Source organism: Rhodococcus sp. 14-1411-2a (genome assembly GCF_002259485.1).
In the GTDB taxonomy this organism is placed as follows: Bacteria; Actinomycetota; Actinomycetes; order Mycobacteriales; family Mycobacteriaceae; genus Rhodococcoides.
Genome location: NZ_NPGA01000020.1, coordinates 51,280 through 77,275 on the forward strand (window position 1 = coordinate 51,280; position 25,996 = coordinate 77,275).

The 25,996-nt window shown below is 63.8% G+C and carries 23 protein-coding genes; 11 read left to right on the top strand and 12 right to left on the bottom strand.

The features are described from left to right. The first annotated feature begins 68 nt into the window (after positions 1-68). Positions 69-998: an SDR family NAD(P)-dependent oxidoreductase gene (locus tag CH291_RS21370; protein WP_094688589.1), complete on the top strand. Its 930-nt coding sequence runs from the start codon at positions 69-71 to the stop codon at positions 996-998. Positions 999-1,001: 3 nt separating this feature from the next. Here the strand turns inward: CH291_RS21370 and CH291_RS21375 are convergent, their stop codons facing one another. The 5 genes from CH291_RS21375 to CH291_RS27345 all read right to left on the bottom strand — a co-directional run bounded on the left by CH291_RS21375 (position 1,002) and on the right by CH291_RS27345 (position 9,245). Next, the gene (locus CH291_RS21375; protein ID WP_068282475.1) at positions 1,002-3,065 is read right to left on the bottom strand and encodes an AMP-binding protein; all 2,064 of its coding nucleotides are present in this window, start codon (positions 3,063-3,065) and stop codon (positions 1,002-1,004) included. 186 nt (positions 3,066-3,251) lie between these two features. Further along, entirely contained in the window at positions 3,252-4,856 is a 1,605-nt protein-coding gene (locus tag CH291_RS21380) for an SLC13 family permease (protein ID WP_094688590.1), read from the bottom strand. 87 nt (positions 4,857-4,943) lie between these two features. Further along, positions 4,944-6,410 carry an alanine/glycine:cation symporter family protein gene (locus CH291_RS21385; RefSeq protein ID WP_094688591.1) on the bottom strand — a complete coding sequence of 489 codons (1,467 nt, stop codon included), beginning with the start codon at positions 6,408-6,410 and terminating at the stop codon, positions 4,944-4,946. 111 nt (positions 6,411-6,521) lie between these two features. After that, a complete protein-coding gene (locus CH291_RS21390) occupies positions 6,522-7,856 on the bottom strand; it encodes a flavin monoamine oxidase family protein (RefSeq protein WP_094688868.1) in 1,335 nt (444 codons plus the stop codon). 30 nt (positions 7,857-7,886) lie between these two features. After that, positions 7,887-9,245: a serine/threonine-protein kinase gene (locus CH291_RS27345; protein ID WP_306437691.1), complete on the bottom strand. Its 1,359-nt coding sequence runs from the start codon at positions 9,243-9,245 to the stop codon at positions 7,887-7,889. A gap of 179 nt (positions 9,246-9,424) precedes the next feature. On the opposite strand from CH291_RS27345, the gene CH291_RS21400 reads away from it, so the two are divergent. Together CH291_RS21400 and CH291_RS21405 are read left to right on the top strand one after the other, a co-directional pair. Continuing rightward, complete coding sequence (locus CH291_RS21400) at positions 9,425-10,642, top strand: EAL domain-containing protein (protein WP_255183152.1); 1,218 nt, start codon at positions 9,425-9,427, stop codon at positions 10,640-10,642. A gap of 92 nt (positions 10,643-10,734) precedes the next feature. Beyond that, positions 10,735-12,279: an alanine/glycine:cation symporter family protein gene (locus CH291_RS21405; protein WP_094688594.1), complete on the top strand. Its 1,545-nt coding sequence runs from the start codon at positions 10,735-10,737 to the stop codon at positions 12,277-12,279. Between the two features lie 18 nt (positions 12,280-12,297). On the opposite strand, the gene CH291_RS21410 is transcribed toward CH291_RS21405, so the two are convergent. Then, positions 12,298-13,806, bottom strand: coding sequence for a PucR family transcriptional regulator (locus tag CH291_RS21410; RefSeq protein WP_068047313.1), 1,509 nt, complete (start codon positions 13,804-13,806; stop codon positions 12,298-12,300). Between the two features lie 128 nt (positions 13,807-13,934). Here CH291_RS21410 and CH291_RS21415 point away from each other — a divergent pair, with 128 nt between their 5' ends. Genes CH291_RS21415 through CH291_RS21430 form a run of 4 tightly spaced genes read left to right on the top strand, consistent with a single transcriptional unit; the run spans position 13,935 to position 18,894 of the window. Beyond that, positions 13,935-15,392 (top strand): purine-cytosine permease family protein, encoded by a 1,458-nt coding sequence (locus tag CH291_RS21415; RefSeq protein ID WP_094688595.1) that lies wholly within the window; start codon positions 13,935-13,937, stop codon positions 15,390-15,392. A gap of 40 nt (positions 15,393-15,432) precedes the next feature. Next, positions 15,433-16,953, top strand: a complete 1,521-nt coding sequence (locus CH291_RS21420; protein WP_094688598.1) for an amidohydrolase family protein — start codon at positions 15,433-15,435, stop codon at positions 16,951-16,953. A 23-nt stretch (positions 16,954-16,976) separates the two neighbouring features. Then, positions 16,977-17,609: a GyrI-like domain-containing protein gene (locus CH291_RS21425; protein ID WP_094688869.1), complete on the top strand. Its 633-nt coding sequence runs from the start codon at positions 16,977-16,979 to the stop codon at positions 17,607-17,609. 13 nt (positions 17,610-17,622) lie between these two features. Then, positions 17,623-18,894: an MFS transporter gene (locus CH291_RS21430; RefSeq protein WP_094688870.1), complete on the top strand. Its 1,272-nt coding sequence runs from the start codon at positions 17,623-17,625 to the stop codon at positions 18,892-18,894. Positions 18,895-18,912: 18 nt separating this feature from the next. Here the strand turns inward: CH291_RS21430 and CH291_RS21435 are convergent, their stop codons facing one another. From CH291_RS21435 to CH291_RS21455, 5 genes are all read right to left on the bottom strand, one after another. Then, positions 18,913-19,335: a VOC family protein gene (locus CH291_RS21435; RefSeq protein ID WP_094688871.1), complete on the bottom strand. Its 423-nt coding sequence runs from the start codon at positions 19,333-19,335 to the stop codon at positions 18,913-18,915. 98 nt (positions 19,336-19,433) lie between these two features. Further along, entirely contained in the window at positions 19,434-19,730 is a 297-nt protein-coding gene (locus CH291_RS21440) for a transcriptional regulator (RefSeq protein WP_094688599.1), read from the bottom strand. Next, positions 19,727-20,146, bottom strand: a complete 420-nt coding sequence (locus CH291_RS21445; protein WP_094688601.1) for a hypothetical protein — start codon at positions 20,144-20,146, stop codon at positions 19,727-19,729. The genes CH291_RS21440 and CH291_RS21445 overlap by 4 nt, the downstream gene beginning before the upstream one ends. 50 nt (positions 20,147-20,196) lie before the next feature. Then, entirely contained in the window at positions 20,197-20,487 is a 291-nt protein-coding gene (locus CH291_RS21450; RefSeq protein ID WP_068047475.1) for a hypothetical protein, read from the bottom strand. A gap of 19 nt (positions 20,488-20,506) precedes the next feature. After that, the gene (locus CH291_RS21455; RefSeq protein ID WP_094688602.1) at positions 20,507-21,658 is read right to left on the bottom strand and encodes an NAD(P)/FAD-dependent oxidoreductase; all 1,152 of its coding nucleotides are present in this window, start codon (positions 21,656-21,658) and stop codon (positions 20,507-20,509) included. Between the two features lie 81 nt (positions 21,659-21,739). On the opposite strand from CH291_RS21455, the gene CH291_RS21460 reads away from it, so the two are divergent. Further along, the gene (locus CH291_RS21460) at positions 21,740-22,303 is read left to right on the top strand and encodes a dihydrofolate reductase family protein (RefSeq protein ID WP_094688603.1); all 564 of its coding nucleotides are present in this window, start codon (positions 21,740-21,742) and stop codon (positions 22,301-22,303) included. A gap of 16 nt (positions 22,304-22,319) precedes the next feature. On the opposite strand, the gene CH291_RS21465 is transcribed toward CH291_RS21460, so the two are convergent. Beyond that, positions 22,320-22,616 carry a DUF503 domain-containing protein gene (locus tag CH291_RS21465; RefSeq protein ID WP_068047452.1) on the bottom strand — a complete coding sequence of 99 codons (297 nt, stop codon included), beginning with the start codon at positions 22,614-22,616 and terminating at the stop codon, positions 22,320-22,322. Positions 22,617-22,719: 103 nt separating this feature from the next. Between CH291_RS21465 and CH291_RS21470 the strand changes: the two genes are divergently transcribed. From CH291_RS21470 to CH291_RS21480, 3 genes are read left to right on the top strand one after another with little or no spacing between them, the layout of a single operon-like run. Then, positions 22,720-23,394: a GntR family transcriptional regulator gene (locus CH291_RS21470; RefSeq protein WP_094642344.1), complete on the top strand. Its 675-nt coding sequence runs from the start codon at positions 22,720-22,722 to the stop codon at positions 23,392-23,394. Between the two features lie 57 nt (positions 23,395-23,451). Then, positions 23,452-25,284: an allophanate hydrolase gene (gene atzF / locus CH291_RS21475; protein WP_094688605.1), complete on the top strand. Its 1,833-nt coding sequence runs from the start codon at positions 23,452-23,454 to the stop codon at positions 25,282-25,284. Then, positions 25,281-25,994, top strand: a complete 714-nt coding sequence (locus CH291_RS21480; RefSeq protein WP_094688607.1) for a cysteine hydrolase family protein — start codon at positions 25,281-25,283, stop codon at positions 25,992-25,994. Before atzF ends, CH291_RS21480 begins: the two co-directional genes overlap by 4 nt. Positions 25,995-25,996: the final 2 nt, after the last annotated feature.

A 25,996-nucleotide genomic window follows, 5' to 3' on the forward strand; every position in this document is an offset into this window, starting at 1 on the left:
TGATGGTTCCTGGGAGTACCTCACTCTGGGAGTGCCGCACACAGCGGATTCACGAGAAGGAGTGCGAAATGACGAGAATCGTCACACCGTTCGGTGCCGACGCCACCGCCGACGAAGTCAGCGAAGGCATCGATCTGTCAGGCAATCGCGCCATCGTCACCGGGGGCGCGTCGGGCATCGGAATCGAAACCGCTCGGACGCTCGCTCGCCGCGGAGCACGGGTCACCCTCGCTGTCCGCGACGTCGTCGCCGCCAGGAGAGTCGCCGCGGAGATCGTCGCCGACACCGAAAATTCCGAGATGGACGTACGCGAGCTCGACCTCACCGACACCGCATCGGTGAGAGCCTTCGTCGACGCGTGGGACGAGCCCCTGGATCTGCTCGTCAACAACGCGGGTGTCATGGCCATCCAAGAGCTGACCCTGGTCGAGAACTCGTGGGAAAGGCAGTTCGCGACCAATTTCCTCGGCCACTTCGCCCTCACGACAGGCCTTCACGACGCCCTGCGGCTCGCCGACGGTGCGCGCGTGGTGTCGGTGTCTTCCTCGGCTCACCTGTTCTCGCCGGTAGTGTTCGACGACATCGACTTTCGCTTCCGGCCCTACGACCCGCTGCAGGCCTACGGTCAGTCCAAGACTGCCGTCGTTCTGTTCGGAGTGGCCGCGACCTCACGGTGGGCGGACGACGGAATCACGGTCAACTCCGTGAACCCGGGAGCAATCGCGACCTCTCTGCAACGCCATGTCGGTGGCACGCTCGCCACTCCCATCGAACTGCAGAAGACCCCGGCGCAAGGCGCGTCGACATCCGTGATGGTCGCTACCAGTGGACAACTGGATGGCATCGGTGGCCGCTACTTCAACGACAATCGGGAAGCGATCGCCGTCGATCACAGACCTACCGACATCACCGAACTGGCGAACTCCGTGGCCTCGTACGCCCTCGATCTCGATGTCGCCGAACGGCTCTGGGCCATTGCTGCCCGTGCCGTCGAATGACGATTACATCCCAGCGGCGGTAGGCGGCTCGATCAGCATCCTCTTCATCACTTTGCCGGTCGCGGTTCGGGGCAGTTCGTCGAGGAATGTGATGTCACGGGGAACGCAGAAGCGGCTCAAACGGTTTCGGATGTAGGCGCGCACCATGTCCGCATCGAGGCCCGCTGATCCGCGGCCGACGACGAATGCGGCCAAACGCTGCCCGTATTCGCTGTCGGGCACACCGACGACCGCGACCTCGCCGACCTGAGGAAGATTGGCGATGGCATCCTCGACGGGGCCGGGAAAGACGTTCTCGCCTCCGGAAATGATCATCTCGTCGTCCCTGCCGCAGACGAACAGCCGCCCGTTGCAGTCGATGTACCCCAGGTCGCCGGTATCCATCAGCGCAGCTCCGCGGGCGGACGCCGTCGACGGCGGTTGGGCGTTGGTGTACCCGTCGAAGAGCATGTCGTTGCCGACGAATATTCGACCGAGGGTTCCCACCGGAACGGCAGTACCGTCCGCGTCGAGTACCGCGACCGTCGTACCCAGCGGAGGGCGCCCGGCAGTGGCGGGGGCGGCGCGCAAGTCTTCGGGGGTGGCGATCGTTGCCCACGAGACCTCGGTGGAACCGTAGAAGTTGTAGAGGACGTCACCGAAGACGTCCATGAAGCGGCTCACGGTCGATCCGGTCAATGCCGACCCACTGCATGCGACGACGCGCAGGCTCGAAGTGTCGTAGCGTGATCGGACCTCGTCGGGCAGGTCGAGTATCCGCTGCAGCATGATCGGAACTGCGATCAGCGAGGTGCAACGGTGCGCCTCGATAGCCCGCAAGCAGTCCTCCGGATCGAATCGATCCTGAAGAACCACCGTGGCGCGCAGCGGCGTACTGATCTGCAGTGCCGCCAACCCCCAGCTGTGGAACATCGGTGCCGCGATCAACATCGTCTCGTTCATCCGGAGGGGCATGCGAGAGAGCATGGCTGCAACAGTTCCGAAGCCCTTCGGTGTGGGACGAACCGCACCCTTCGGTGACCCGCTGGTTCCCGAGGTCAACACGACCACCGAACCGGGTCTGTCCGGCCTCGTGAACGTCGCGGACGGTGCTGCGACGAAGTGTTCGAGGGTGCGTCGACGCGGAACGGCGGTATGAGACGACAGGCTCACACGAGTGACGTCGTCGGGCAGGTAGCGAACCATCGAGTCGAACTCGTCGTCGACGAACAGCACTCGGAGCTGGTGTCGGGCGGAAATGGTCTCGATCTGGCGGGCAGCGAGACCGGTGTTGAGAAGGACCACCTCGACCCCGAGCATGCCGCACGCGACGGTGCACTCGATCATGCCGGAGTGGTTTCGGGCCAGAATGCCGACGGTGCTACCAGGACTGATTCCAGCCGCATCGAGACCTGCGGCGATGCGGTGCGATCGCTGGTGGATCTCTGCGAAAGTGCGAGTCCCTCGGTCGTCGATCAAGGCAATCGCGTTCGGCGACTTCGCTGCTGCAGCCGCGAAGCCTCCGCCCAGAGTGAAGCCCCATTTCGCCAGTGAGTTCAGCTGCTTGTACGCGCGGTCGGGACGTGCAGCACGAATGACGCCGGTTCCCACCATCGTCTTCATGATTGCCAACGGGAGTGACCGAGAATCCCCGGTATTGGACACGATCGAGGTCGAGGTGCCGGAGAGGCAGTTGTCCAGTCGGCGTAGACCACCCATCACCCAGTCGACCACCGCGCGGTTGTGCTCGGGTTGGGGCGAGTACGACCCGCCGAGGCCCGCTCTGAACACGGTGACATCGATCTTCGTCTCGCCTACCGAGCGCGCAGTGAGGGTGAATCTGATGAATCCGCCGGACTCGACGTGCTCGATGGTGATGATCGGCCGGTTTCGTCTGTTCACCACCAGGTCGAGGGCGTGCTCGACACCGCCGACTCCGCACCGGTAGCCGGCCGTGGATTCACGGAGCACGCAGTAGTCGAGCCCGGGGAAGTAGCGTGGGAACAGCTCGACCGCGCTCAAGACCCCGCAGACCTGCTCGATGTCGTGTGCGAAGACCGTGCTGCAGTCGATGACGTCCGAGACCATGCCCCACCCCCCGTACCTTGCCGAGCCGGCAGGGACGCCGACTCGACACCGACCAGGGGATGGCGGCGCGCACCTGGAACGGGTCATCCGCCTGGATGAAGTCGCCATCGTAAACCCGAAGCACGCTTGTCTGGGCGAAATCAGCCGAAGTCGGTCTTCGATCGTGGATTTTTCCTGTCCAGCGCGTCAGAACTGGATGCCCAGCGACCACGCGAACACCGTGTACGCGGCAATGGTGATCAACGAGATGGCGATCAGATTGAGCCAGAAACCACCACGCATCATCTGGCCGATCGTGATGTATCCACTGGCATAGGACACCGCATTCGGTGGAGTCGCGACCGGCAGCATGAACGCACAGGTCGCTGCCAGCGCTACGGGGACGGTCAGGACCAGAATGTCGATGTTCATGCCCATCGCGACGCCCCCTGCTACCGGGAGGAAAGTCGCCGCCGTCGCGGTATTGCTGGTGATCTCGGTCAGGAAGATGATCGCGGCCGTGGCGACGACGACCAACATGACCACTGGAATCGTGTCGAGACCGCCCGCGACGCTACCTATCCACTCCGTCAGGCCGCTGGACTCGAACTGTGCCGACAGGGCGAGCCCGCCGCCGAACAACAACAGCACGCCCCACGGGAGTTTGACGGCGGTCTCCCAATCGATCAGACGCACACCCTTCTTGCTGCCGCTGGGAAGCAGGAACAGCAGGAGAGCTGCGGTCATGGCGATTCCGGTGTCGGATATCGGCGGGCTGTCGAAGAGCAGCGGAACCCCCACCCAGGAAGCGGCCGCCAGGCAGAAGATGATCGCGACCCGAATCTCTCCCTGCGACATCCTGCCCAGGGCGTCCAGTTCACCTCTGATCAGCTGTTTGCCGCCGGGTATGTCGTCGATCTCCGGCTTGAACATCACGTGGGTCAGCAGGAACCAGGCGATCACGAGCAGGATCACGGCGAGCGGAACGCCGGCGATCATCCACTGCAGGAATCCGATGGTGATTCCCTGACCCTCCAGGTACCCGACCAGCAAGGTGTTGGGCGGGGTGCCGATGATCGTTCCGAGTGAGCCGATCGATGCCGCATAGGCGATACCGAGCATCAGAGCGGTGCCGAAGTTGCTCTTGATGACGGCCTGCGTGATGGTCTCGGCGTCCGGGCTCGTTTCACCGTCGGAGCCGGGTACAGCTCCGGCCTTCCTGCCGATGTCGAGAACCAGAACGAGGACCGAGACACCGATCGGAATCATCATCACAGCGGTGGCCGTGTTGGAAACCCACATCGACAGAATGCCGGTCGCGATCATGAACCCGGCGATCACCATGGTCGGTTTGGTGCCCATGGCGTTGACCGTCAGCAGCGCGATACGGCGATGCAGATTCCACCGTTGCATGGCCAGCGCCAGGAGGAAGCCGCCCATGAACAGAAAGATGATGTTGTTGCCGTACGAGGCACCGACGTCGTTGACGACGACGCCGGAATCGAATACCGGAAAGATGACGAGGGGTAGCAGTGCGGTCGCCGGGATGGGCACCGCCTCGGTCATCCACCAGATGCCCATCAATACCGCGGTGGCTGCGGTCAGCCGTGCCGGGTGCGCCACGTCCTCCGGGAGAACCAGATAGACGACAAGTGCCAACAGAACGCCTGCGCCGAGTCCGACCCATTGCCGCTTGCGGCGACCGGGCTGCACTTCGTCTTCGCGTTCTCCGGCCGATTTCCGATCCACTTCGTCGAACTCGTGGCCTTCGGATGCGCGCCCGGCCTTCTCTTCGTCGCCGACCTGCGTCATGGAACCTCCTCGGTGTGGACGTTTCATCACCCTAACGTGTGAATTGTCCGGAAGGTCCGAATCGAACAGCGGCGACAGCCGCCTCGCTTACCGCGCGACGTCGGGCTTGTTCGCCGCCGGATCGTTGTCGAGCACCGGATCCCACACGTCGCCGGGTAGGTCGCCCGGCAGATGACTGTTTCCGCGTCCGACGAATTTGTCGTCGCGACCTTCGCGACGCATCGCCTCGAAGTCCGCCAGCGCACCGAAGGCCCATTTGCCCAGCAGCGCAATGGCTACCAGGTTCACAGTTGCCATTGCCGCCATGGCGACGTCCGCGAGTGCCCATACCGTCGTCAGCGCGGACAGGGAGCCGAAGCCGATGGCTGCAAGGACGATGGTGCGCAACAGGTTCAGCAGTTTGCCCTCGACTCCGAGGAAATTGAGGTTGATCTCGGCATACGAATAGTTGCCCAGGATCGAGGAGAACGCGAACGTGAAGATCAACAGTGTCATCGGAATCGTGGTCCACGTGCCCAGCTGAGCGGAGATCGAGTCCTGAGTCAGAACCGCGCCCGCCACTCCGCTCGGGTTGCTGATGTCGTACACGCCCGAGACCAGGATGATGAACGCTGTCGCACTGCAGATGACGATGGTGTCGAAGAAGACTCCGAGCGACTGGATCAGACCCTGCTTCACCGGATGGGACACCGTCGCGGTCGCTGCGGCGTTGGGCGCGCTGCCCATACCTGCCTCGTTGGAGAACAGTCCGCGCTTGACACCGTTGAGCATGGCGGCCAGGATTCCGCCCGTCGTGCCGCCGATCGCCTCGTTCAAACCGAATGCGCTGGAGACGATCTGACCGAAGACCGTCGGGATCTCCCCGATGTTCATCGCCACGATCACCAGTGCGAGCAAGACGTACACCAGAGCCATGACGGGGAGCAGGTACTCGGCCACCCGCGCGATTCGCCGGACACCACCGAAGAGAATCGGCGCAGACAGCACCACCAGGAACACCGCGATCCACCCGGCATCGATGTTCATCGTGGACGAGAACGATTCGGTGATGGTGTTCGCCTGAACCATGTTGAATGCGAAGCCGAAAGCGAAGATCAGCAGGCACGCGAAGACGATTCCCCATCGACGCGAACCCAGACCCAATTGGATGTAGTAGGCAGGACCGCCCCGGAAGCTGCCGTCGGGATTGCGCACCTTGTACATCTGCGCCAGAGTCGCCTCGATGAACGCCGTCGCCATGCCGACCACCGCGACCAGCCACATCCAGAAGATTGCACCCGGTCCGCCGAGAGTGATCGCGATGGCAACACCTGCGATGTTTCCCGTACCCACCCGGGACGCCAGGCCGACACAGAAGGCCTGGAACGCCGAGATGCCGCCCTCGGCATTCGACCGAGATCCGCCGATTGCCTTGAACATCGACGGAAGAAGTCGAATCTGAACGAATTTGGTGCGAACGGTGAAGTACAGTCCGACGCCGATCAACAAGTAGATCAGGAAGACGCTGTAGAGACGATCTGCCAAGAAGTCGATTATCGAACTGACGGTATCCACGGTGCCATCCTGGAGTGCTCGGTGTGTGGGTGCGTCGACAGCACATTACTCGCAGATGGTCGAAAGTTTGCACCGAACACAGACGCGCGTGGTGGGGTTCGGCGCGTGCTGTCAGCGCTTCGTAGGACTCCAGATGTCGCCGAACGGTATCGAACGCCCCAGAATACGTTCTGCTGCACGGTGTCCCGACTTCAACGCCGCTGTGACCGTTGCCGGATCTTCGGTCCATGTCGCCTCACCGGCGAGGTGAAGCACGTTTGCGATCGGAGTGGCGAGGTCGTCGTGATCGCGCGTACGTGAACCCACCGTCATGTACGAGTACGAACCGTACGAGAACGGATCGTCCTGCCAGCGAGTGACATACACGCGGTCTGGTGCAACGACCCGGTCGCCGTACAGGCCACGCAGCGCCTCGAGAACCGAGTCCGCGATGCGCGCGTCCGACCAGTGCCGAGTCTGCTGCGCACAGGTACCCGCTGCGAACGTCAGAAGCGTCGGACGTCCCTGGGGCATGGTCACGTCGTACCAGGAGTGCCACCAGCGCCCGGCTTCGCCCTGCTGCCGAACGGCATAGACGTTCTCGTCCCAGAACTTGGTGGGGAACCGCAGGAACACTTTCTCGAAGGCATTCATCTCGAGTCGTTCGAGTGCACCCGAAACAGGTTCCGGTAGAGGCGGTTCCACGGTGAACGTCGGCGACTTCAGTACTCCGATCGGCACCGTCACCACAGCGCGCTCGGCCGAGAACGTCCCGGATCCGGTGTCGACCCCAACTCCGTCTCGACCCCAACGGACCTGCCTCACCACGTGTTCGAGCCGGACGTCGAGCCCCACGGCCAATCGAACCGCCAGCTCGTCGTAACCGTCGGGGAACACGACTTCGTCGCCCTCGATGGCGTCGTCGTCCAAACCGTGCGCGTCGAGGAGGTCTTTTCCTACTCCCAACTGTTCCTCGGCTCGATGTCCGAGGAACTCGCGAACTCGTTCGAGTCGGTCGATGTTCCAATCCAGTTGCGTCAGAGTTGCTTCCACTGCGTCTCCGAACGACGTTCCCGGGGACGACGTCGCAACCGTTGCGGCGAACAGTTCGTCGAAGTGGTGAACGTCGGCGCCGAACTGCGCGGCGGACTCGTCGCTCAACCTGGTCCCGGTGGGGGAGTAGTACGCGATGGGCCTGCCGTCGGGTTGGTAGCTACCGACGGTGAACTCGACGGTCCGCATTCCGAAGGCGTGTACGGCATCGGCGAGAGGGTTGTCGTCCGTTCCGTGAATCCAGGACGCGCCGACGTCGAGGATGCCGTCGGCGGTGCGCATCGTCCAGACCCGACCGCCCACGCGGTCTCTGGCCTCGAGAACGACGACTCGCTGACCGGCACGATGGAGGAGTCTCGCAACGACCAAGCCGGAAATACCTGCCCCGACCACGAGGGTATCGACGTGTGTCACCGTCACTCCTGTCCGCCGACGGCCGTGGGGTCAGTTCCCTCGGCCGGAATTGCCGTTTCCGTTCCCGCTGTTGCCATTTCCTGAATTGCCGTTCCCACTGGTGCCGTTGCCGCTTCCCGAATTGCCGTTCCCTGGATTTCCGTTGCCGTTTCCCGGCGGTAGCGGCGCAGGCGCGGCCGGTTCGATCGGATCCGGATTCGACGTGGGGACGGGTGCAGGCTCGGGAGGGTTCGAGAAAACCGGGATCGAGGTCGCCGGTGCGGGCTCAGGTGCAGGTGTTGTGGCCGCAACGGTCGGCGACTCCACGAGTGTCGGAGCCGGTGTCGCAGGTGACATGGGCTCCGGCTCATCACCCGTGCCCACTGCGACCCAGACGATCGCCGCGCCCAGCGAAACGAACAGAGCCGCTGCCGCCGGGATCATCCATCGTCGGCGGTGAGATTCGGCCGTAGCCGACGCTGGAAATGTTGTGGGCGCAGCCCTGTCGATGGGTTCGACGGGCATCACGGCAGTGTGAGCAAGAGGTGTCGTGCTGCGCGAGAGCGCGCGCAGTCGGTGGGCAACTGCAGCTGCGTCCGGTCGATCCTCCGGGCGTCTGGCTGTCATCTCCGTCAACAGCGCGTGCCAGTCCGGTCCGAGCCCCTCGGGGACGTCGGGATCGCGGTGCAGGCGCGCCACCGCTGCTGCCACGGCGCTTCCCTCGAATGCCATTGTGCCGCTCAGGCATTCGATGAGAACGAGACCCAGCGTATAGATGTCCGTCGGCGGGCCGGCAGACGTACCCGTTGCCTGCTCCGGGCTGAGGTAGTGCGCAGTACCGACTGTGGTGCCGTGCTCGGTGAGTCGTTCGGCGTCGACGATACGGGCGATGCCGAAATCGGCAAGTTTGGCGCATTGCCCCACGCCCACGTCCGGTGCCTGCGCGACGAGAATGTTGGCCGGCTTGATGTCCCGATGGACCACACCCCGGTCGTGAATGTAGGCGAGAGCTTCCGCCAACTCGTAACCGATCCGCGCGACGTGTGCGGCGTTCATCGATCGGCTCCGGCGATACGCACTCAGAGTCGGACCGTCGATCAGCTCCATCACCAGGTACGGAACCGGCATCCCGCTGTCGTCGAGTGCAGTGCCCGCGTCGTACAGCGTCACCAGACCCGGGTGCGACAGCGACGCGAGAGTACGAATTTCTGCATCGATGCGCTGTGCAGAGTCCGGCGGCTCACCGTGGCGAAATATCTTCACCGCTACGGACCGGCCGAGAACGTCGTCGTCGGCGTGCACGACGTCGGCCATTGCGCCGCGTCCCAACACGGTGCCCAGTCGGTATCGATCCGCGAAGAGGCGGTCGTGAGGGGCACGAGGGCGAGAGTCCGCTCCCACTGTCGTCACCGCCGTTCGTCGAGTCCTTCGAGCACCTTATAACCAGTCGATCGACGTGCAGACCGCAGTCGGCTGTGGACATCACGGTGCAGTCGGGCAAGATGATGACCCGGGTGGGGACCGATCGATCAGTATCGAGGGAGGGTCCACCCATGTGTCGAGGCTCGACGAGTGCCGCAATTTCGCCGGTGTCGATCGACATCACGTCGGTCTATCAGCCGATCGTCTTGCTCGACGGGCGCGCCGTCGTAGGGTACGAAGCGTTGGTGCGGACCTGCGGAGAAGGTCCGCCGATCCCGCCACCGGAACTGTTGGGGGTGGCACGCGCGCAGGGCGTCACCGCCGATTTCGATTGGCGGTGCAGACTCAGCGCGCTCCGCGGTGCCGTCGAGTCCGGCTATCCCGATCAGCTCGCGCTGTTCGTCAATGCCGAACCTGTTGCCCTCGATGCACCTCCTCCTCGGGACTACCTACCGATGCTCGCCGACGCGTCGCGGCTGTCGATCATCGTCGAGATCACCGAGCGTGATCTGATGGGTGATCCGGCGGGTCTGCTGAGGGCGGCCGAGCACGCCAGAAACCTGGGGTGGCGAGTCGCCATCGACGATGTCGGGGCAGATTCCTCCAGCCTGGCGCTGATCCCGCTGCTGCGTCCCGACGTGATCAAGCTCGACATGGCTCTGGTGCAGGGGCGTTCGAGCAACGAGACCGCCGCCATCGTCGCTGCCGTTGCCGCCGAGGCCGAACGTACCGGTGCCCTGGTCCTGGCCGAGGGGATCGAAACCGAGCGGCACGAGAGCTATGCGCGCGCGATGGGGGCCGTTCTGGGGCAAGGATACCTCTACGGCACACCGGCCCCTCTCCCGGATTTCGGTGAGGTACCCGAACCCGTCCGTTCGCTCGACCTGGATGGAACGGTCACCGTGCGCGCCCCGGTGGCGGTCACGCCGTACGGGCTCACCCATTCGCTCGGTGCCCGCAGGCACGCGGATTCCACACTGCTCGACGCCATCGAGAACAGTTTGCTGCACAGTGCATACGGCACCGGTTCCTCGACCGTCGTACTGGCGACGGTGAGCGCGTCCACCGGCCTGACGCCTGCACGCGAGGCGATGTTCGAGGACCTCGCCACCCGGACCGCGCTGACGGCTGTCTTCGACTCGCATGCCGCGCCGCCTGCGCCCAGCTTCCGTGCTGTGGTGGTGGGCGCGGACGAACCGTTGGCGCTGGAGCGTTCGATCGTGATTCTTGCTCCGATGTCGAGTGTGGCGCTCATTGCGGTGGAGCGAGGCACGGCCGAGGACGGCACCCCCATGTACGACTACCGCCTGACCTACGACCGTCATGTCGTACTGGATGCTGCAACAGTGCTTTTGAGACGAATACCGGCCAGATCTGCGGTCTGAGCCCGCGGGCGTCTCGTCAAGATCGCGTAAATTATTGCTCGAAATTCGGTAAATGGCGTCTTCTGCGGTCAACGTGCTGTTCACTCGAAGCCATGAGCTCTCACCCCCTCGCAACCGATGAACTGGCCGCGGACGGAGGCACGATCAGCTCCATCGAGACGGCGATCAACAATGCCTTCGATCCGATCTCCGCTGCCGTGTCGAATCTCGTCTTCTTCACCGTGAACATCGGCGGAGCCGCTGTTCCACTGATCGTCCTCTGGCTCATCGTCGGTGCCGTCGTCTTCACAGTGGCGTTCAAGTTCATCCAGGTCCGCGGAATCAAGCGTGCGTTGATTCTCGTCAGCGGCAAGGAGGACGAGGCGGACGCGCCCGGCGAAGTCAGCCACTTCAGAGCTCTCACCGCCGCGGTGTCCGGAACAGTCGGTCTCGGCAACATCGCCGGTGTCGCGGTCGCCGTGACACTCGGTGGACCCGGTGCCACCCTCTGGATGATCCTCGCCGGCTTGCTGGGCATGGCATCGAAGTTCGTCGAGTGCACGCTCGGCGTGAAGTACCGAGACATCAACGAGGACGGCACCGTCTCCGGCGGACCCATGAAATACCTGACCAAGGGTCTCGCAGAGCGAGGACTGGCCAAGGTCGGCAAGGTCATGGCCGTCTTCTACGCCATCGTCATCACGTTCTTCGCCATCAGCGGCGGCAACATGTTCCAGGCCAACCAGACGTACGCACAGGTCCGCTCCGTCACCGGCGGTGACGATGGATTCCTCGCTTCCGACGGAGCCAAAGCAGTGTTCGGCATAGTCGTCGCGCTGATCATCGGACTGGTCATCATCGGCGGCATGAAGTCGATCTCGGCGGTGACCGCCAAGCTCGTGCCGACGATGGCGCTGATCTACATCGTCGCGTGCGGCGTCGTCATCGCCGTCAACTTCCGTTCCGTCCCCACGGCGTTCACGGCGATCTTCGAAGGTGCGTTCTCGCCCGAGGGTGTGGCCGGCGGCGTACTCGGCGTCATGATCATCGGATTCCAGCGCGCCGCGTTCTCGAACGAGGCAGGACTGGGTTCGGCGGCCATCGCGCACTCGGCCGTCAAGACCAGGCATCCGGTCACCGAGGGCTTCGTGGCCATGCTCGAGCCCTTCATCGACACGGTTGTCATCTGTACCGCGACCGCACTGACCATCGTGATCGCCAACACCGTCACCTGGCAGGATCAGCGCGCGATCGTCGCCGAAACCGGTGAGCTTCCCGCCGGCGGTGTCACCCTCACCTCCGACGCCTTCGAGACCGTGCTCCCGTGGTTCCCGTACGTGTTGACTCTCGCGGTGGCTCTGTTCGCGCTCTCGACCGCAATCACCTGGGCCTACTACGGACTGCAGGCGTGGACGTCGTTGTTCGGACGCAGCCGCTTCTCGCGGACCTTCTTCAACGTGATGTTCTGCATGTTCACCGTCATCGGAACCGTACTGTCCCTCGGCTCGGTGCTCGATTTCGCCGACGCCACCTTGTTCCTGCTGGCATTGGTGAACATCACCGGCCTGTACCTGCTGTTGCCCGTGGTCAAACGCGAACTCTCCGAGTACCTGGCTATGCGTCGAGGCGAGCCGGACAAGGTCGACGCCGAGGTGTGAGAAGGATCGGTCGACGGGTCAGCCGCCGGGGACGGTACAGCCCTGGCGGCGGGCCTGTTCGAGAAACACCGCAGTGGCGATCCCCGGGAATCGGGGGGAGCCTGCCGGTAGTGGACCGAGAACGTCGAACAGCCGGTCGAGCCGTTGATAGAGCGTCTGCCTCTGTATCCGAAGGCTTTTCGCAGTCTCGGTCTTGCTACCCCAATGGGTGATGTAGGCCAGCAGGGTCACGTACAACTCTCCGTGCCGCTCCCGATCGTGTGCGAGCAACGGTCCGATCTGATCGTGGACGAACTTCTCGACCGTGGATTTCCCCGACATCGACTCCACCAGTAGGGCAAGTGCGAAATTGCGGGCATCGCGGATGCGGTCGTGAGGGCCGAGGTCCAGCGCGAGCACTGCTGTGGCGGTGTCGAAACACCGGCGTAGACCGTGGCGATCGGAGGCTCCCGGACCGACACCGGCTCGCCTGATACGCAACTGCGTCGCCTGCAACGTCGACAGCAGAACCGGCCGTCGGGCATCGAGCATCTCCTGACCGGCGAAACCGAGAACCGCGACGTGTCGGTCGCCGATCTTCTCGCACCAGTTGTGCGGCGACACCGAACCCACTGTGCGCTGCCACGTGCCGGCAGCCGGGTCGTGGTCGAATTCGACCGACACCGTCAGGTAGGCGTCGTGTTCGGGCATGCCCATGCGCTCGGCGACGCCGTCGAGGTGATCGGTGACATCGGAGGCGGGGTAATTCGTCGCCGACAACAGTGAGAAGAAGCGGGTACGCAGTCGGTCTTCCACCCTGGCCGGGCGTGAACTGAGCAACGCGATCGACAGAATTTCCGGAGCTCTCTCCAGTCCGGCGTTTATCGAATAGATGTCGGCATCGGGTCCAGGAGCCACGGTCAACACCGCGACGTCCCGACCACCACTGGTGACGGGCACCTCGAACGAGGTGAAATCGGATGGCTCGGTGACGAGTCCGGATTGCCCGATCAGATCTCCCGACGCCGAATGCAGCGTCACCGACGACCGAGTCTCGGCACCGAGCACATCGAGAACGGCGTCCACCGCCCCGTCCGTTTCGATCGAGGCCGACAACAACCGAGACATACGGTTTGCCATCTGCAGCCGACGCAGAGCGGAGTCGGCAAGTTGACTGTTGATGCTCTCGCATACCTGTACGAACGGCACACGGCGTCGGAGATGCACCACCGGAAAGCCGATCCGTTCGGCATGCTCGACCAGAAGCGGCGGAACGACGTCGAGAATTCCCCCCGTCTCCACCGCGATACCGACGACTCCCGCGGCATTCATCGACTCGAGGTACGTCACCAGATCGGCGTCGGAACACCCGCCGAAGTACACACCCTCCATCAGAATCAGCTCCCCACCGCGCAAGAGCGGTGCGATGTCGAGTTGCTCGCTGGCATGAACCCACCGCAGAGACCGCGACGCAGAACGCCTTCCCGCGACGAGCTCGGGTCGCGCCGCGGAAAGATAGACGTCATCGAAGGCGTCGAGCACATTCATAGGTGACATTCTGTCCACCCGCCGTTACGAGTGGCTTACATTGCGTAAGGGTTCGGGAAACACACGGGCAGCAGGCTTCTCACGAGGCCGACCGAACCGCCGGTCGACCGCATACCGAGGAGTTCACGGTGACCACACATTCCCACGACGTCGAGGATTCGCTCCAGCCGATTCCCGAGAGCCAGAGAACCACCGCGCTGTCCGGTCAGTTCTGGATATGGGCGGGTGCGAACATCGCGCCGATCAACTGGGTGCTCGGCGCGCTCGGCATCAGCATGGGCCTCGGCCTGGCGGATACCCTGACGGTGCTCGTCCTCGGAAACGTCATCGGAATGGCGATCTTCGGATTCTTCGTTCTACTCGGACAACGAACGGGAACGACCGGAATGCTGTTGGGCCGTTCGGTCTTCGGTCGTCGAGGCAACTACGTTCCCTCCGCCGTCCAGGCCGTGGTGGTCGTCGGCTGGTGCGCGGTGAACACCTGGATCGTCCTCGACCTGGTGATGGCCCTGTTCGGCGAACTCGGCTGGGTCGACCCGGACGCCGCGAACGTCGGATGGAAGGTCGCGGTGGCCACAGTCATCATGGCGATTCAGGTCGGTATCTCCATGGCCGGATACCGGGCGATCGCGGCATTCGAGCGCTGGACCGTTCCGCCGACCGTCGTGGTGCTGGTTCTGATGTCGATCGTCGCCTGGTTCCACCTCGACATCGACTGGAGTTACTCCGGTCCGGACGGAGTTGCGCTGGCCGGCACCGAACGCATCGTCGCCATGTCCGCGGTGATGACGGCCATCGGAATCGGCTGGGGACTGACGTGGTTGACCTACGCCGCCGACTACTCCCGCTTCGTGAGTACGCGTGTTCCGCGACGCAAGCTGTACCTGGTCAGTGCACTGGGACAGTTGATCCCCGTCGTGTGGCTCGGTGTGCTCGGCGCGACGTTGGCCACCACCAACGGTTCCGTCGATCCGGGCAAGCTGATCGTGGAGAACTTCGGTGCGCTCGCCATCCCGGTGCTGCTGTTGGTTCTGCACGGCCCCATCGCCACGAACGTCCTCAACGTCTACAGCTTCGGTGTGACGGCGCAGGCCCTCGACATCAAGTTGAGTCGGCGCACGCTGAACCTTGTCGTCGGCGTTCTCGCACTGGCCGCGAGCGTGTTCTTCGTCTTCCAGGAAGATGCGGCGCAGACCCTCGACGCCTGGCTCGTCGGTGTGGTGGGCTGGGTGGCGACGTGGGGCGCGATCATGCTGGTGCACTACTACATCTTCGAGCGCGCCAGCACCCGCTACGGCCATCTGTTCGACGAGGTGGGCTCGACGAGGATGCAGGACGTCAACTGGCGTGCACTCGCGGCGTTCGCCGTGGGAATTTTCGGCACCTGGATGTTTCTCAACGGCATGGTCCCGGCATTGCAGGGGTTCGGTTCGCAGGCACTCGGCGGTCTCGACATCTCGTGGCTCGTCGGCGGTAGTGCTGCAGCATCGACGTACTACCTTCTCGCCCGAAAATCGCATCGGCAGTGGATGATTCGTCAGCAACAGCCCGAAGAGCAGGCTCCGACACCACAGCCGGTCGAATAGCTCCTCGCCGTCATCGCACCGCGCAGTCAAGGAAGGAAACATGGGAATCTTCATCAGGAACGCACGCGTCATCACCATGGACGCATCCACCGGATCCGAACCGATCGTTCGCAGCATCCGGATCGAGAACGACGTCGTCACTGCAATCGCCGCCGATCTCGAACCCGGCGACGGCGATACGATCATCGACGGCCGCGACAGGCTGGTGACACCGGGATTCGTGAACGCACACACCCATTCCTGGGAGACGTTCTACAAGGGCAAATACGACAACATGCCCCTCGAGATGTGGATGGCCATGGCGTATCCGATCCTCGGCGACAGTCGCGTCGAACCGGATCTGGTTCGTCTGCGCAGCACATTGTTCGCAATCGAGTCCCTCGAAGCGGGCGTGACGACGATCGTCGACGACGTTCTCGAGAACCCGACTCAGGATTGGGCGCAACTGTCGGCGGTGTTCGACGCCTACGAAGAGATCGGCATCCGAGCGAACATTTCCGGACACGTGATCAGCAAACCGTTCGTCGATACCGTTCCGTTCATCGTCGATCATCTGTCGCCGGAGGTCACGGCCGAGATTCGGTCGCATCCGGTTCCCACCACGCAGGAGTACCTCGCATTCAGCAGGAAAGCATTCGAGCAGTATCACGGTCGAGGCAACGGGCGTCTGCGATACATGGTCGCGCCGTCCGCACCGCAACGGTGCGGTGCGGAACTTCTGGTCGGTGCCACGCAGTTGGCGACCGAATTCGACGCCGAATGCCATATTCACGTCCTCGAGACCAAGACTCAGTTGGTCACGGGAACGGAGATGTACGGCGGCTCCCTGGTGGAATACATGGGTCGGATCGGCGCACTGTCACCCAACACCACGCTGGCGCATGGCATTTGGCTGACCGAAGACGATATGTCGATGATCGCCGCGGCGGGTACGTCGATTTCGCACAATCCGATCTCGAATCTCAAGCTCGGATCGGGAATCGCCCCGTGGCATGCCCTGCGTAGCGCGGGCGTGAACCTCGGATTGGGAACCGACGGATGCTCGAGCAGTGATTCTCCCCGGATGCTCGACGTCGTGAAAGCTGCTGCGCTGCTGCACAAGGTGACCAACCCGGACTTCACCACCTGGCCCACGGTGGACGAGGTACTACTCGCAGGCACCGTCGGCGGGGCCCGCAGTGCGCTCCTGCAGGACACCGTGGGCACCGTGGAGGTGGGGATGCAGGCCGACCTGGTGATCTTCGACCTCGACACCATGGCTTTCACGCCTCGGCAGAAGCTCGACCGGCAACTGGTGTATTCCGAGAACGGTTCCTCGATCGATGTCGTGATCGTGGCGGGCCGGGTCGTCGTCCAGGGCGGACGCGTCACCACGGTCGACCGGTCGGCGGTGCTGGCCGAACTCGCCGAGCGCCTCGACGAGATCGTGGCACGCCAGAATGCACTCGATTCGCTGAACAAGCCCCTGCTGGATGCGCTGGCGGCCATGTACGACAGAGCGATCGCGACCCGCGGCACCGTCAACCGATTCAGCGACGACGAACGCGCGTGGCTCGTCTGAACAGCGGTGCCGGAGCGGGTGTCATGAAGGTCGATTTCAAGAAGACGCTCGACGCATATTCGGCACGGCACAACATCTTTCGTACCCTCGTCGTTCCGCCAATGACCTACCTGATGATCGACGGACACGGCGATCCGAACACCGCGCCGGAGTATGCCGAAGCAATCGGGGCGCTCTACCCCGTGGCCTATGCCCTCAAGTTCGCGAGCAAGAACGATCTCGAACGGGACTACGTCGTCCCGCCGCTCGAGGCTCTGTGGTGGGCCGAGAACATGACGTCGTTCACCACCGAGAGGGACAAGAGCGAGTGGAGCTGGACCGCCATGATCATGGTGCCCGACTGGATCGACCGTCCGATGTTCGAGGCGGCAGTGGCGACCGCCGCCTCGAAGAGCAACTCGGATGCGTCGAGCAGGGTTCGGTTGGAGACTCTCGACGAGGGACTGTGCGTACAGACGCTGCACGTCGGGTCCTACGACGACGAGACACCGGTACTCGACGAGCTCCATCATCGATACATCCCCAGTTCTGGATTGACGATGACGGGCAGACATCACGAGATCTATCTGAGCGATCCGCGCCGGGTCGAACCTGCGAAGCTGCGCACCATCCTTCGCCAGCCGGTAGCGCATTCAGCGGAGTCGGCGTCGCTCTGACACGATGGCCGTCATGACCAACGCGGTGCGCCCGGCGTCGTTCACAGCCGGGACCCTCACTCTCCTGGGGGCGCTCTACTTCGCGCAGGGAGTGCCGTTCGGGGTTTTCACCCAGGCCTTGCCGGTGGTGCTCCGGGAGTCGGGGTTCTCCTTGGTGAAGATCAGCGCAACCGGTGTGTTGTTCCTGCCGTGGGCGCTCAAGTTTCTCTGGGCACCGTACGTCGATCGGTACGGATCCAGGAGGCGGTGGCTGCTGTCGCTGCAGTGTTCGGCCGCAGCGGTGGCACTGGCGTTGTCGTTCCTCGATCTGTCCTCGACGTTGCGCTGGCTGTTCGTCGGCATCTTCGTCATGAATGCTCTGTCGGCGACGCAGGACATCGCGACCGACGGCATCGCGGTGCGTACGCTCACCGCGGCGCAGCGCGGGTTGGGCAACGGACTCCAGGTCGGTGCCTACCGCATCGGCATGGTGTGCGGTGGCGGACTGCTGTTGTGGCTGTTCACCTTCGCCGGATGGCGGGCGCTGTTCGTTGCGATGGCACTGCTGATCGTGCTGACGACGCTCCCCGTGTGGTGGATGCGCAGACAACTCGACGCGGCCGACGCGGACTCCGATCCGCACGCCGAGCGACCGAGGCCGGGGCGGCTGGCCGGTGCCTGGTGGTCGCGGCTTCGCAGACCCGGAATGGTGGCATTCATTCTGCTGATCATCGGGTTCAAGTTCGGCAACTCGATGGGATCGGCCCTCGTGGGTCCGTTTCTATCGGACAGCGGACTGTCGCTGCCCCAGATAGCGCTGGTCGAGGGCGGTCTGTCTTCGGTGGCTGCGGTCGGGGGAGCCGTACTCGGGGCATGGCTGGCGTTTCGGTACGGACGTCGTCGGGCACTGCTGGTGGGCGGAGTGAGCCAAACGCTGAGCCTTACCCTGTATGTCGTTGCGTCCCTGGGCGTAGGCGGCTTTCCGCTTCTGGTCACCGCCAACATCACCGAACATGTGCTCGGTGGTGCGGCCACCGTGGCGGTGTTCGCGCTGATGATGGACGCGTCCGAGAAGCGCTTCGCGGGAAGCGATTACACGCTGATGGCGTGCGCGATCGTCTTCGCGCAGGGTGCCGCCGGGATTGCCGCCGGTGTGGTCGGAGACCTGTTCGGCTACACCGCGATGTTCGGTTCCGCGCTCGTCCTGTCCGGTATCGGCTGTGCACTGTTGCTGGTGGCACTCGATCGGGGCTGGGGGCCCGAAGGTCTCCGACAGGTGATCCCGCCGAAGACCGTCGTCGTGTAGGAGCGGCCGCGTCGGCGCTCAGCTCCCAGTGTTGGATCCTGCGATGTTGACCATCCACTGGACACCGAACTTGTCGGTCAACATTCCGAACGTGTCGCCCCACGGAGCTTTCTCGAGACCCATGGTGAACTGCGCGTCGACGGCCAACTTGTTCCAGTAGCCCGTCAGTTCGTCCTCCTCGTCGCCGCTGAGCGAGACGCTCATGGTGTTGCCGGGGGTGTGCTCCATCGACGACGGCGTGTCGGCTCCCATCAGAGTGAAGCCGTTCGAGGTTGTCAGCTGGCCGTGCATGAGCTTGTCCTGGTCGGCGGGATCCTCGCTGGCGTTGGCCTCGCCGAGCGTGGTGACGGTGAGCTCGCCACCGAAGACCGACCGATAGAACTCCATCGCCTCGCGGGCATTGTCTCGGAACGACAGGTAGGGATTGAGAATGGACATGATCGAAGTCTCCTTCTTCGCTGAACGAGCGGGCTGAACTACGTCGACGGCATCCGTCGAAACAGTAGACACGCACCGCGACGGAAAGTCACCGCAGAAGATCAGATGGAGGCGTCGGTATCGGCCAGAATAGTGCGCAGTGCAGTCACATGGCGTCGATACGCCGTTCTACCGTCCTTCGTCAACGACAACCACAGTCGACGCGAGTCCGTGCGTGATCGCTGCTGCTCGACGTATCCCGCATCGACCAGAGCGGCGACCTGCTTGCTCAGCGCCGATGCGCTCAACCCGCTGTGTTCCTTGACGATCGAGAGTTCCACCGTCGTGGCCGCGGCCAGAAGGGCACAGATTCGGAGCCGGTGTGCGGGATGAATGATGGGATCGAGATCGCTCGTCATCGACGTGTGCTGCGGTAGTGCAAGATCGATCCGATCGAGTAGATCGACGCAGCTGCGATGGCGAGCAGAAGCACAGGCCAGGCCGGTCCGCCGGGATTCCCGACAGCCTGCGCCAGTGCGACGCAGAGCGCCGAGAGCGCCACGCAGCTGAGGAAGCCTCTGTTGGTGGGTAGGGCCCACGGCGTCCCCATCCGATATCCGGTGATGACGTTGACCGCGATGATCACCGCGGCGACCCCCAGGGGCGCGGCCTGGCTGTCGAGAAGGGCGGTCAGTGCGAAAACGGCAAGCAGTACCGCGTTGACCGGGTACAGCCATATCGGCCACGGAGTGTCTCGTACCGCGCGCTGAACTCGGTCGATGTCGTCGAGGGCTGTCCGTGCTTCGGCAGGTGTGGGTCTTCCGATGCTTTCCATGGTGGAAACTGTATTGGATAGTTTCCATCATGGCAACCATCTGGCGAGGGTCAGGTGTCGGCAGGCCGCGATACTTCCGATTCCCAGCGGGCTCGTCGTTCGTCGTCGGACTGTTCCCACCACGGCGTTCCACGCTCGCCGAGGGCGACTTTGGTGGCGTGCACCCCTGCCCGAGATTCCGGTGCGCCCGACGTCCGTTTGACCTCCCTGCGCCACGCCATCAGGATCGACCGCAGTTCGGCATTGCGATCCTCGGGGATGTCAGGATCCGTTGCGCGCCAACGTCGACCCTTGATGACGATGTAGCGACCGTCCTCGGTGCGTTCCGGTTCTTCGGCCATGGGTCCACACTGCCATGCGTCAGCTGCTCAGATACTGCGGCACTGCAATCCCGTCGAGCCCGAGCGCAACGGCGGCACGAGCGGTGACCGGGCCGACCAGATTCCCTGTCCCGTTGTAGCCGCCGAATGCGACCACGGTGTCGTCGACGACTGTGCACAGCGGGCGCCCGTCCGCGGTGAATCCCACGGATGCAGCCCAACGCGCAAAAACCGAAAAAGATTCTCCTGCAAACGATGTCGCGACAGATTCGATGTAGTCCTGCACCTGGGCGGTCGGTTCGTCGGACGGTGTCCACTCGTCGTCTACGAAGAGGTCACGACCGCCCCCGACATACAGCCGTCCCGACGCGTCCTGCTGCGCGTAGTCGTATCCCCATCGTCCGTACACGGGGCAGGGCAGTCGTCTCGGCGTCACGGGCGAGGTGGCGAGCATCTGCAGACGCGCGGTCCGAACCCGGCCGTCGAGCTGGGGGAGTACCTGTTCGAGCCGACCGTCGACGGCAACGAGAACCAGGCCGCACCGAATCACCCCACTCGGCGTCGTGACTGCTCCTGGCTCGATGGCGGTTGCGGGCGTGTTCTCGTACAACCGGGCGCGGCCCGCGAGGATCGACGCCAACCCCAGCGCGCGACGCGCAGGATTCATCACCGCGTCGTCCGGTAGGAAGATCCCGCGCCCCAACTCGCCGGAATACTGCTCGACGGCAATGTCGTTCTCGCGCAGGCACTGTGCCAGCGCATCGCAATCCTCCGAATCGGCGAGCTCGACCGGCGCGCCGGGCACTCCCGCGAGCCTGATGGATCCGGTACGGCGGACGACGTCGGATCCGAGAATCTCTTCCAGAGAGTCGATCTCGGCCAGAGTCGCTCGATACAGATCCACCGCACACGGGCCCCAGGTTGCGAGCGCAGCGTGCAGAAAAGTCGCCGGACCACCGAGCAGGAATCCGCCGTTGCGGCCCGCGGCACCGGCAGCGATCCGTCCTGCGTCGATACCGACCACATCGAGACCACGGTCCACGAGGTCGGTTACAGCGGCCAGACCCGAGCCTCCCAGGCCGACGACGCAGACGTCCGCGGTGCCGTCACGCTCCAGTGCGGGCAGGCCCGGCCAGCCGGACACGGCCGGGTCGTCGTCCCACGCCGGGCGGGACATGTCGCTGGCAATCATCGGTCGATGGTATCGACGGATTCGGCGGGCGGATGGTTTACGATTCCGGCACCCGCATCCCAGCACCGGTAAGGACCGTCCATGCGCACTGTGATCGTGACCGCGTTCGTTTCGCTCGACGGCGTCATGGAGGGACCGGGCGGCGAGGTGGGTTATCGCAACTCGGGGTGGACGTTTCAGGGCATCGAGTTCGACCCGGCCGCGTACGAGATCAAAGGACGTGAGCAGGAAGAGGCCACGGCGCTGCTGTTGGGCCGCACCTCGTACGAGGCATTTGCGCAGATCTGGCCCACCATGGACGATTTCGCCGGGTACAACGCGATGCCGAGGTACGTGGTGTCGACAACGCTCGAACAGGACGACTCACGCTGGCCGGCAACCATTCTGCGCGGTATCGACGACGTTGCCGAGCTCAGGGACTCCGATGGTGGGCCGATCTCGATCCACGGCAGCGCCACTCTGGGGCGAAGTCTCGCCGACGCCGGACTCGTCGATCGGTACCACCTGCTCGTCTTTCCACTCCTGCTCGGGGCGGGAAAACGATTGTTCAGTGAGGCCGACAAGGACACCACGCATCTCGAACTGGTCGAACACGAGGTCTACGGCAACAGAATTCAGAAGCAGGTGTTCGACGTACGACGATGACCGGGCGGGGCAGGCCTCAGATGTCGTCGCTTCGGATGGTGCGCCGCCGCACGGAGACGAGTTGCAGCTCGGGACGTGAGGCCGCCACGCGCTCGATTCGGTCGAGAACTTCGGTGACGTGGTCGCGATCGCCTGCTACGACTGACGCGCCGACACCTGCTCGTCTGTGCAACTCTCGATGATCGGTCTCCGCGGCCGACACCGCGAACTTACGTTGCAATTCGGAGATCACCGGCCGGATCACGGAGCGCTTCTCTTTGAGTGAGTGAACATCTCCGAGAAGGAAGTCGAATTCTATCCATCCAATCCACATATACCGACCATCCTAACGCTGGGGGATACCCGAGCACTCGGGATTCGACTCGGCGATGCTTCGGATGCGCACCATTCGCCGAACATGTTCGTACACTGGCGGCATGGCTGCACCGGCGGAACACGGCTCCTTGCCGCCCAGCCTTGTCGAAATGGCGACTCGCCAGGTCCGATCCGAGGTGCTCAGCGGTGCGCTCGAGCCCGGATCCCGAGTGGTCGAGGAAACCCTGTGCGCGCGCCTCGGGATCAGCCGAGCACCGGTACGTGAGGCGTTGCGCCTGTTGGCTCAGCAGGGTCTCGTCGAACATCTTCCACGTCGCGGGTTTCGAGTGACGGTGTGGTCGACAGTGGACATTCTCGAACTCTTCGAGCTGCGTCAGGTTCTCGAACGGCATGCGCTCGAGCGCGCGCTCCCGCTCGCGTCGTCTCGCGACGGTGCGTTCGCGCCGGTACGAACGGCGCTCGACGAGATGCGCGACGCCGATGCGCGGGGCGACACCCTCGGCAAGGACGACGCCCACCGGCGTTTCCACGAAGCCATCGTGGCGTTGGCAGGCAGTCGCCAACTCGATGTGGCGTATGCACCGATCCTGCTGAAGTTGCAGCTACCGATGGCCCGCAATCTCAGGGAAGAAGCCCGAGTAGCCAATCCGGTCGACGGGATCCGGCGTCACGAATGGTTGCTCGACGCCATCGAATCGAACGATCTGTCGGTGGCGCTCGCTGCGTTGAAGCAGCACGGCGAGCTGACCTACCTGCATCTCGAGAGTACTTCCTAACAGACTCGAAACACGGCAACAACCTGCAGTAACAGAAAACTGTCGACAATCGACGGTATGAATTCAGACCTTGGACCGGTACTCGGCCCGACCGTTGCCGAGATGCTCGCGGCGTACCGAACCGGTGCCTCGACTCCCACGGCAACGGTGGAGGCCTTCTCGACCGCCGTGGCTGCGCGCGGCGACGACGGAACGTGGATCACCGTCGTGGCCCGTGCGGAACTGCTCGCGGCCGCCGCGGCTCTGGAAGCGCGACCCGATGCGGTGTCGCTACCCCTGTACGGAATTCCCTTCGGCGTCAAGGACAGCATCGACGTGGCCGGATACCCGACCACTCTCGCCTGTCCCGACTACGCGTACACGCCGGATTCGACGGCCCCGGCAGTGCAGGCGTTGGTCGACGCCGGAGCCATCTTCGTCGGCAAGACCAGCCTCGACCAGTTCGCGACCGGGCTGAACGGAACGCGCACGCCGCACCCGATTCCGCGGAGCGTCTACGGCAACGACATGATCTCGGGCGGGTCCAGCTCCGGTTCGGCACTGGCCGTCGCCCTCGGGCAGGTGCCGTTCTGCGTGGCCACCGACACCGCAGGATCGGGGCGAGTGCCCGCCGCGCTCAACGGCATCGTCGGGTACAAACCGTCACGCGGCCTGATCAGCACCGTCGGACTCGTCCCCGCGTGCAAGTCGCTGGACTGCATCACCCTGATGGCGACGACGGTCGAGGATCTCGATCTCGTCTTCGACGTCATGTGCGCCGAGGATCCAGCGGACGGCTGGTCGCGTCGCCGCGGAGAGAAGTTCGACGGGCACGAGGTCACTGTGGGTCTACCGGACCTGCAGCAGTTGGATTTTTTCGGCGACGCAGCCATGTTCGATGCACATTCGGTCGCGCGCCGGTCGCTTCCCGAGCATGGATTACGGACCACCGCAGTCGATCTCACCCCGTTTCTCGATGCCGGATCGCTGCTGTATCAGGGACCGTGGGTTGCCGAGCGGCTGGTCGAGTTCGACGAATTCCTCACCGACAAGCCCGATTCCATCGTTCCGGTCGTCCGCGAGATATTCCTGGGTGGACGGCGGTACAACGCCGTCGACGCCTTCCGTGCCTTGCAGACGCTGCAAGACCTTCGCGCTCGCGTCGCGCAGCTCTGGACATCGATGGACGTGATGATCGTGCCGACCATCGGTACCACCTTCACCGTGCCCGAGGTACTCGCGGACCCCATCGCGTGCAACACGAAGCTCGGCCACTACACCCACTTCGGGAACCTTCTCGACCTGACCGCCGTAGCGGTTCCCTCCGGGCTCACCGAGGACGGTCGACCGGTCAGCCTCATGGTGATCGGGCCTGCGCTGGCCGACGATACGATTCTCGCAGTCGCGGCCCGGTTGCTCGGAGAGGGGCGCACCGTCTCACCGCCTCTCGCTGGCGGAGAGCCGGCGGTCGGGACCATCGACATCGTCGTTGCCGGGCACCATCTGTCAGGAGAGCGCGCCAACCCGCAGCTCGTCGAGCTGGGCGGGTCCCTGGTCGAGGCCACGTGCACCGCGCCGACGTACACACTGCTTCGGATCGGAACCGCCGATCCGACACCCGGTCTGTTGCGAGTTCCATTCGGCGGCAGCGCAATCGACGTGGAGAAGTGGCGTCTGCCCGCTACTTCTCTTGCGGTACTCGCGGGCAGAATGCCAGCGGTGCTCGCTCTGGGACGAGTGCTGTTGGCCGACGGTTCCGACGTTCTCGGCTACGTCTGCGATGCCACTGTGCAGACCGGCGCGGAGGGACACATCGTCGACGACATCAGCGAGTTCGGTGGCTGGCGGGCATATTCCCGGGCGATCAATTCTGCTCACGATACTTCCATTGCAGCACAGGAGATCTCATGACCTCAACACATACACCGACAGTTTCGATACCGTCGGCGTCGCCATCGGAGTTCACCCTCGACGCGTCGACGACGGCACTGCTCGTCATCGACATGCAGAGGGACTTTCTGCTTCCAGGGGGATTCGGTGAGAGCCTCGGCAACGATGTAGGCCAGCTCCGAACCGTGATCGAACCACTCGTGGGTCTCATCGCGGTGGCCAGGGAGGCCGGGATACCGGTGATCCACACCAGGGAGGGGCATCTGCCGGACCTGTCGGACTGCCCGCCGGCCAAGTTGCGCCGCGGCGCGCCCTCTCGGCGCATCGGAGATCGGGGAGCGTTCGGCCGCATACTCGTTCGCGGTGAGTACGGCCACGACATCGTCGACGAATTGGCACCACTCGAAGGCGAGACCGTCATCGACAAGCCCGGCAAAGGGGCGTTCTACGCCACCGAGCTCTCCGAGGTTCTCACGAGCGCCGGAATCACCACCCTGCTCGTCACCGGTGTGACGACGGAGGTGTGTGTGCACACCACGGTGCGGGAGGCCAACGATCGAGGATACGAATGCCTCGTGGTGACGGACTGTGTCGGTTCGTATTTCCCGGAGTTCCAGCGAGTGGGCCTCGAGATGATCTCGGCTCAAGGCGGGATTTTCGGGTGGACCGCGCCGTCGGAGGACGTCGTTGCCGCGTTGGTCGCGTTCGTTCCCACTTCTGCGAGCCGATAGGA

Excerpts from the sequence above, each read along its gene's own strand:
- CH291_RS21430 (WP_094688870.1), top strand. The coding sequence starts at position 17,623 with ATGACCAACGCGGTGCGCCCGGCGTCGTTCACAGCCGGGACCCTCACT.
- CH291_RS21450 (WP_068047475.1), bottom strand. The coding sequence starts at position 20,487 with ATGGCCGAAGAACCGGAACGCACCGAGGACGGTCGCTACATCGTCATC.
- CH291_RS21455 (WP_094688602.1), bottom strand. The coding sequence starts at position 21,658 with ATGATTGCCAGCGACATGTCCCGCCCGGCGTGGGACGACGACCCGGCC.
- CH291_RS21425 (WP_094688869.1), top strand. The coding sequence starts at position 16,977 with ATGAAGGTCGATTTCAAGAAGACGCTCGACGCATATTCGGCACGGCAC.
- CH291_RS21470 (WP_094642344.1), top strand. The coding sequence starts at position 22,720 with ATGGCTGCACCGGCGGAACACGGCTCCTTGCCGCCCAGCCTTGTCGAA.
- CH291_RS21440 (WP_094688599.1), bottom strand. The coding sequence starts at position 19,730 with ATGACGAGCGATCTCGATCCCATCATTCATCCCGCACACCGGCTCCGA.
- CH291_RS21405 (WP_094688594.1), top strand. The coding sequence starts at position 10,735 with ATGAGCTCTCACCCCCTCGCAACCGATGAACTGGCCGCGGACGGAGGC.
- CH291_RS21445 (WP_094688601.1), bottom strand. The coding sequence starts at position 20,146 with ATGGAAAGCATCGGAAGACCCACACCTGCCGAAGCACGGACAGCCCTC.
- CH291_RS21375 (WP_068282475.1), bottom strand. The coding sequence starts at position 3,065 with ATGGTCTCGGACGTCATCGACTGCAGCACGGTCTTCGCACACGACATC.
- CH291_RS21410 (WP_068047313.1), bottom strand. The coding sequence starts at position 13,806 with ATGAATGTGCTCGACGCCTTCGATGACGTCTATCTTTCCGCGGCGCGA.
- CH291_RS21460 (WP_094688603.1), top strand. The coding sequence starts at position 21,740 with ATGCGCACTGTGATCGTGACCGCGTTCGTTTCGCTCGACGGCGTCATG.
- CH291_RS21370 (WP_094688589.1), top strand. The coding sequence starts at position 69 with ATGACGAGAATCGTCACACCGTTCGGTGCCGACGCCACCGCCGACGAA.
- CH291_RS21420 (WP_094688598.1), top strand. The coding sequence starts at position 15,433 with ATGGGAATCTTCATCAGGAACGCACGCGTCATCACCATGGACGCATCC.
- CH291_RS21480 (WP_094688607.1), top strand. The coding sequence starts at position 25,281 with ATGACCTCAACACATACACCGACAGTTTCGATACCGTCGGCGTCGCCA.
- CH291_RS21465 (WP_068047452.1), bottom strand. The coding sequence starts at position 22,616 with ATGTGGATTGGATGGATAGAATTCGACTTCCTTCTCGGAGATGTTCAC.
- atzF (WP_094688605.1), top strand. The coding sequence starts at position 23,452 with ATGAATTCAGACCTTGGACCGGTACTCGGCCCGACCGTTGCCGAGATG.
- CH291_RS21380 (WP_094688590.1), bottom strand. The coding sequence starts at position 4,856 with ATGACGCAGGTCGGCGACGAAGAGAAGGCCGGGCGCGCATCCGAAGGC.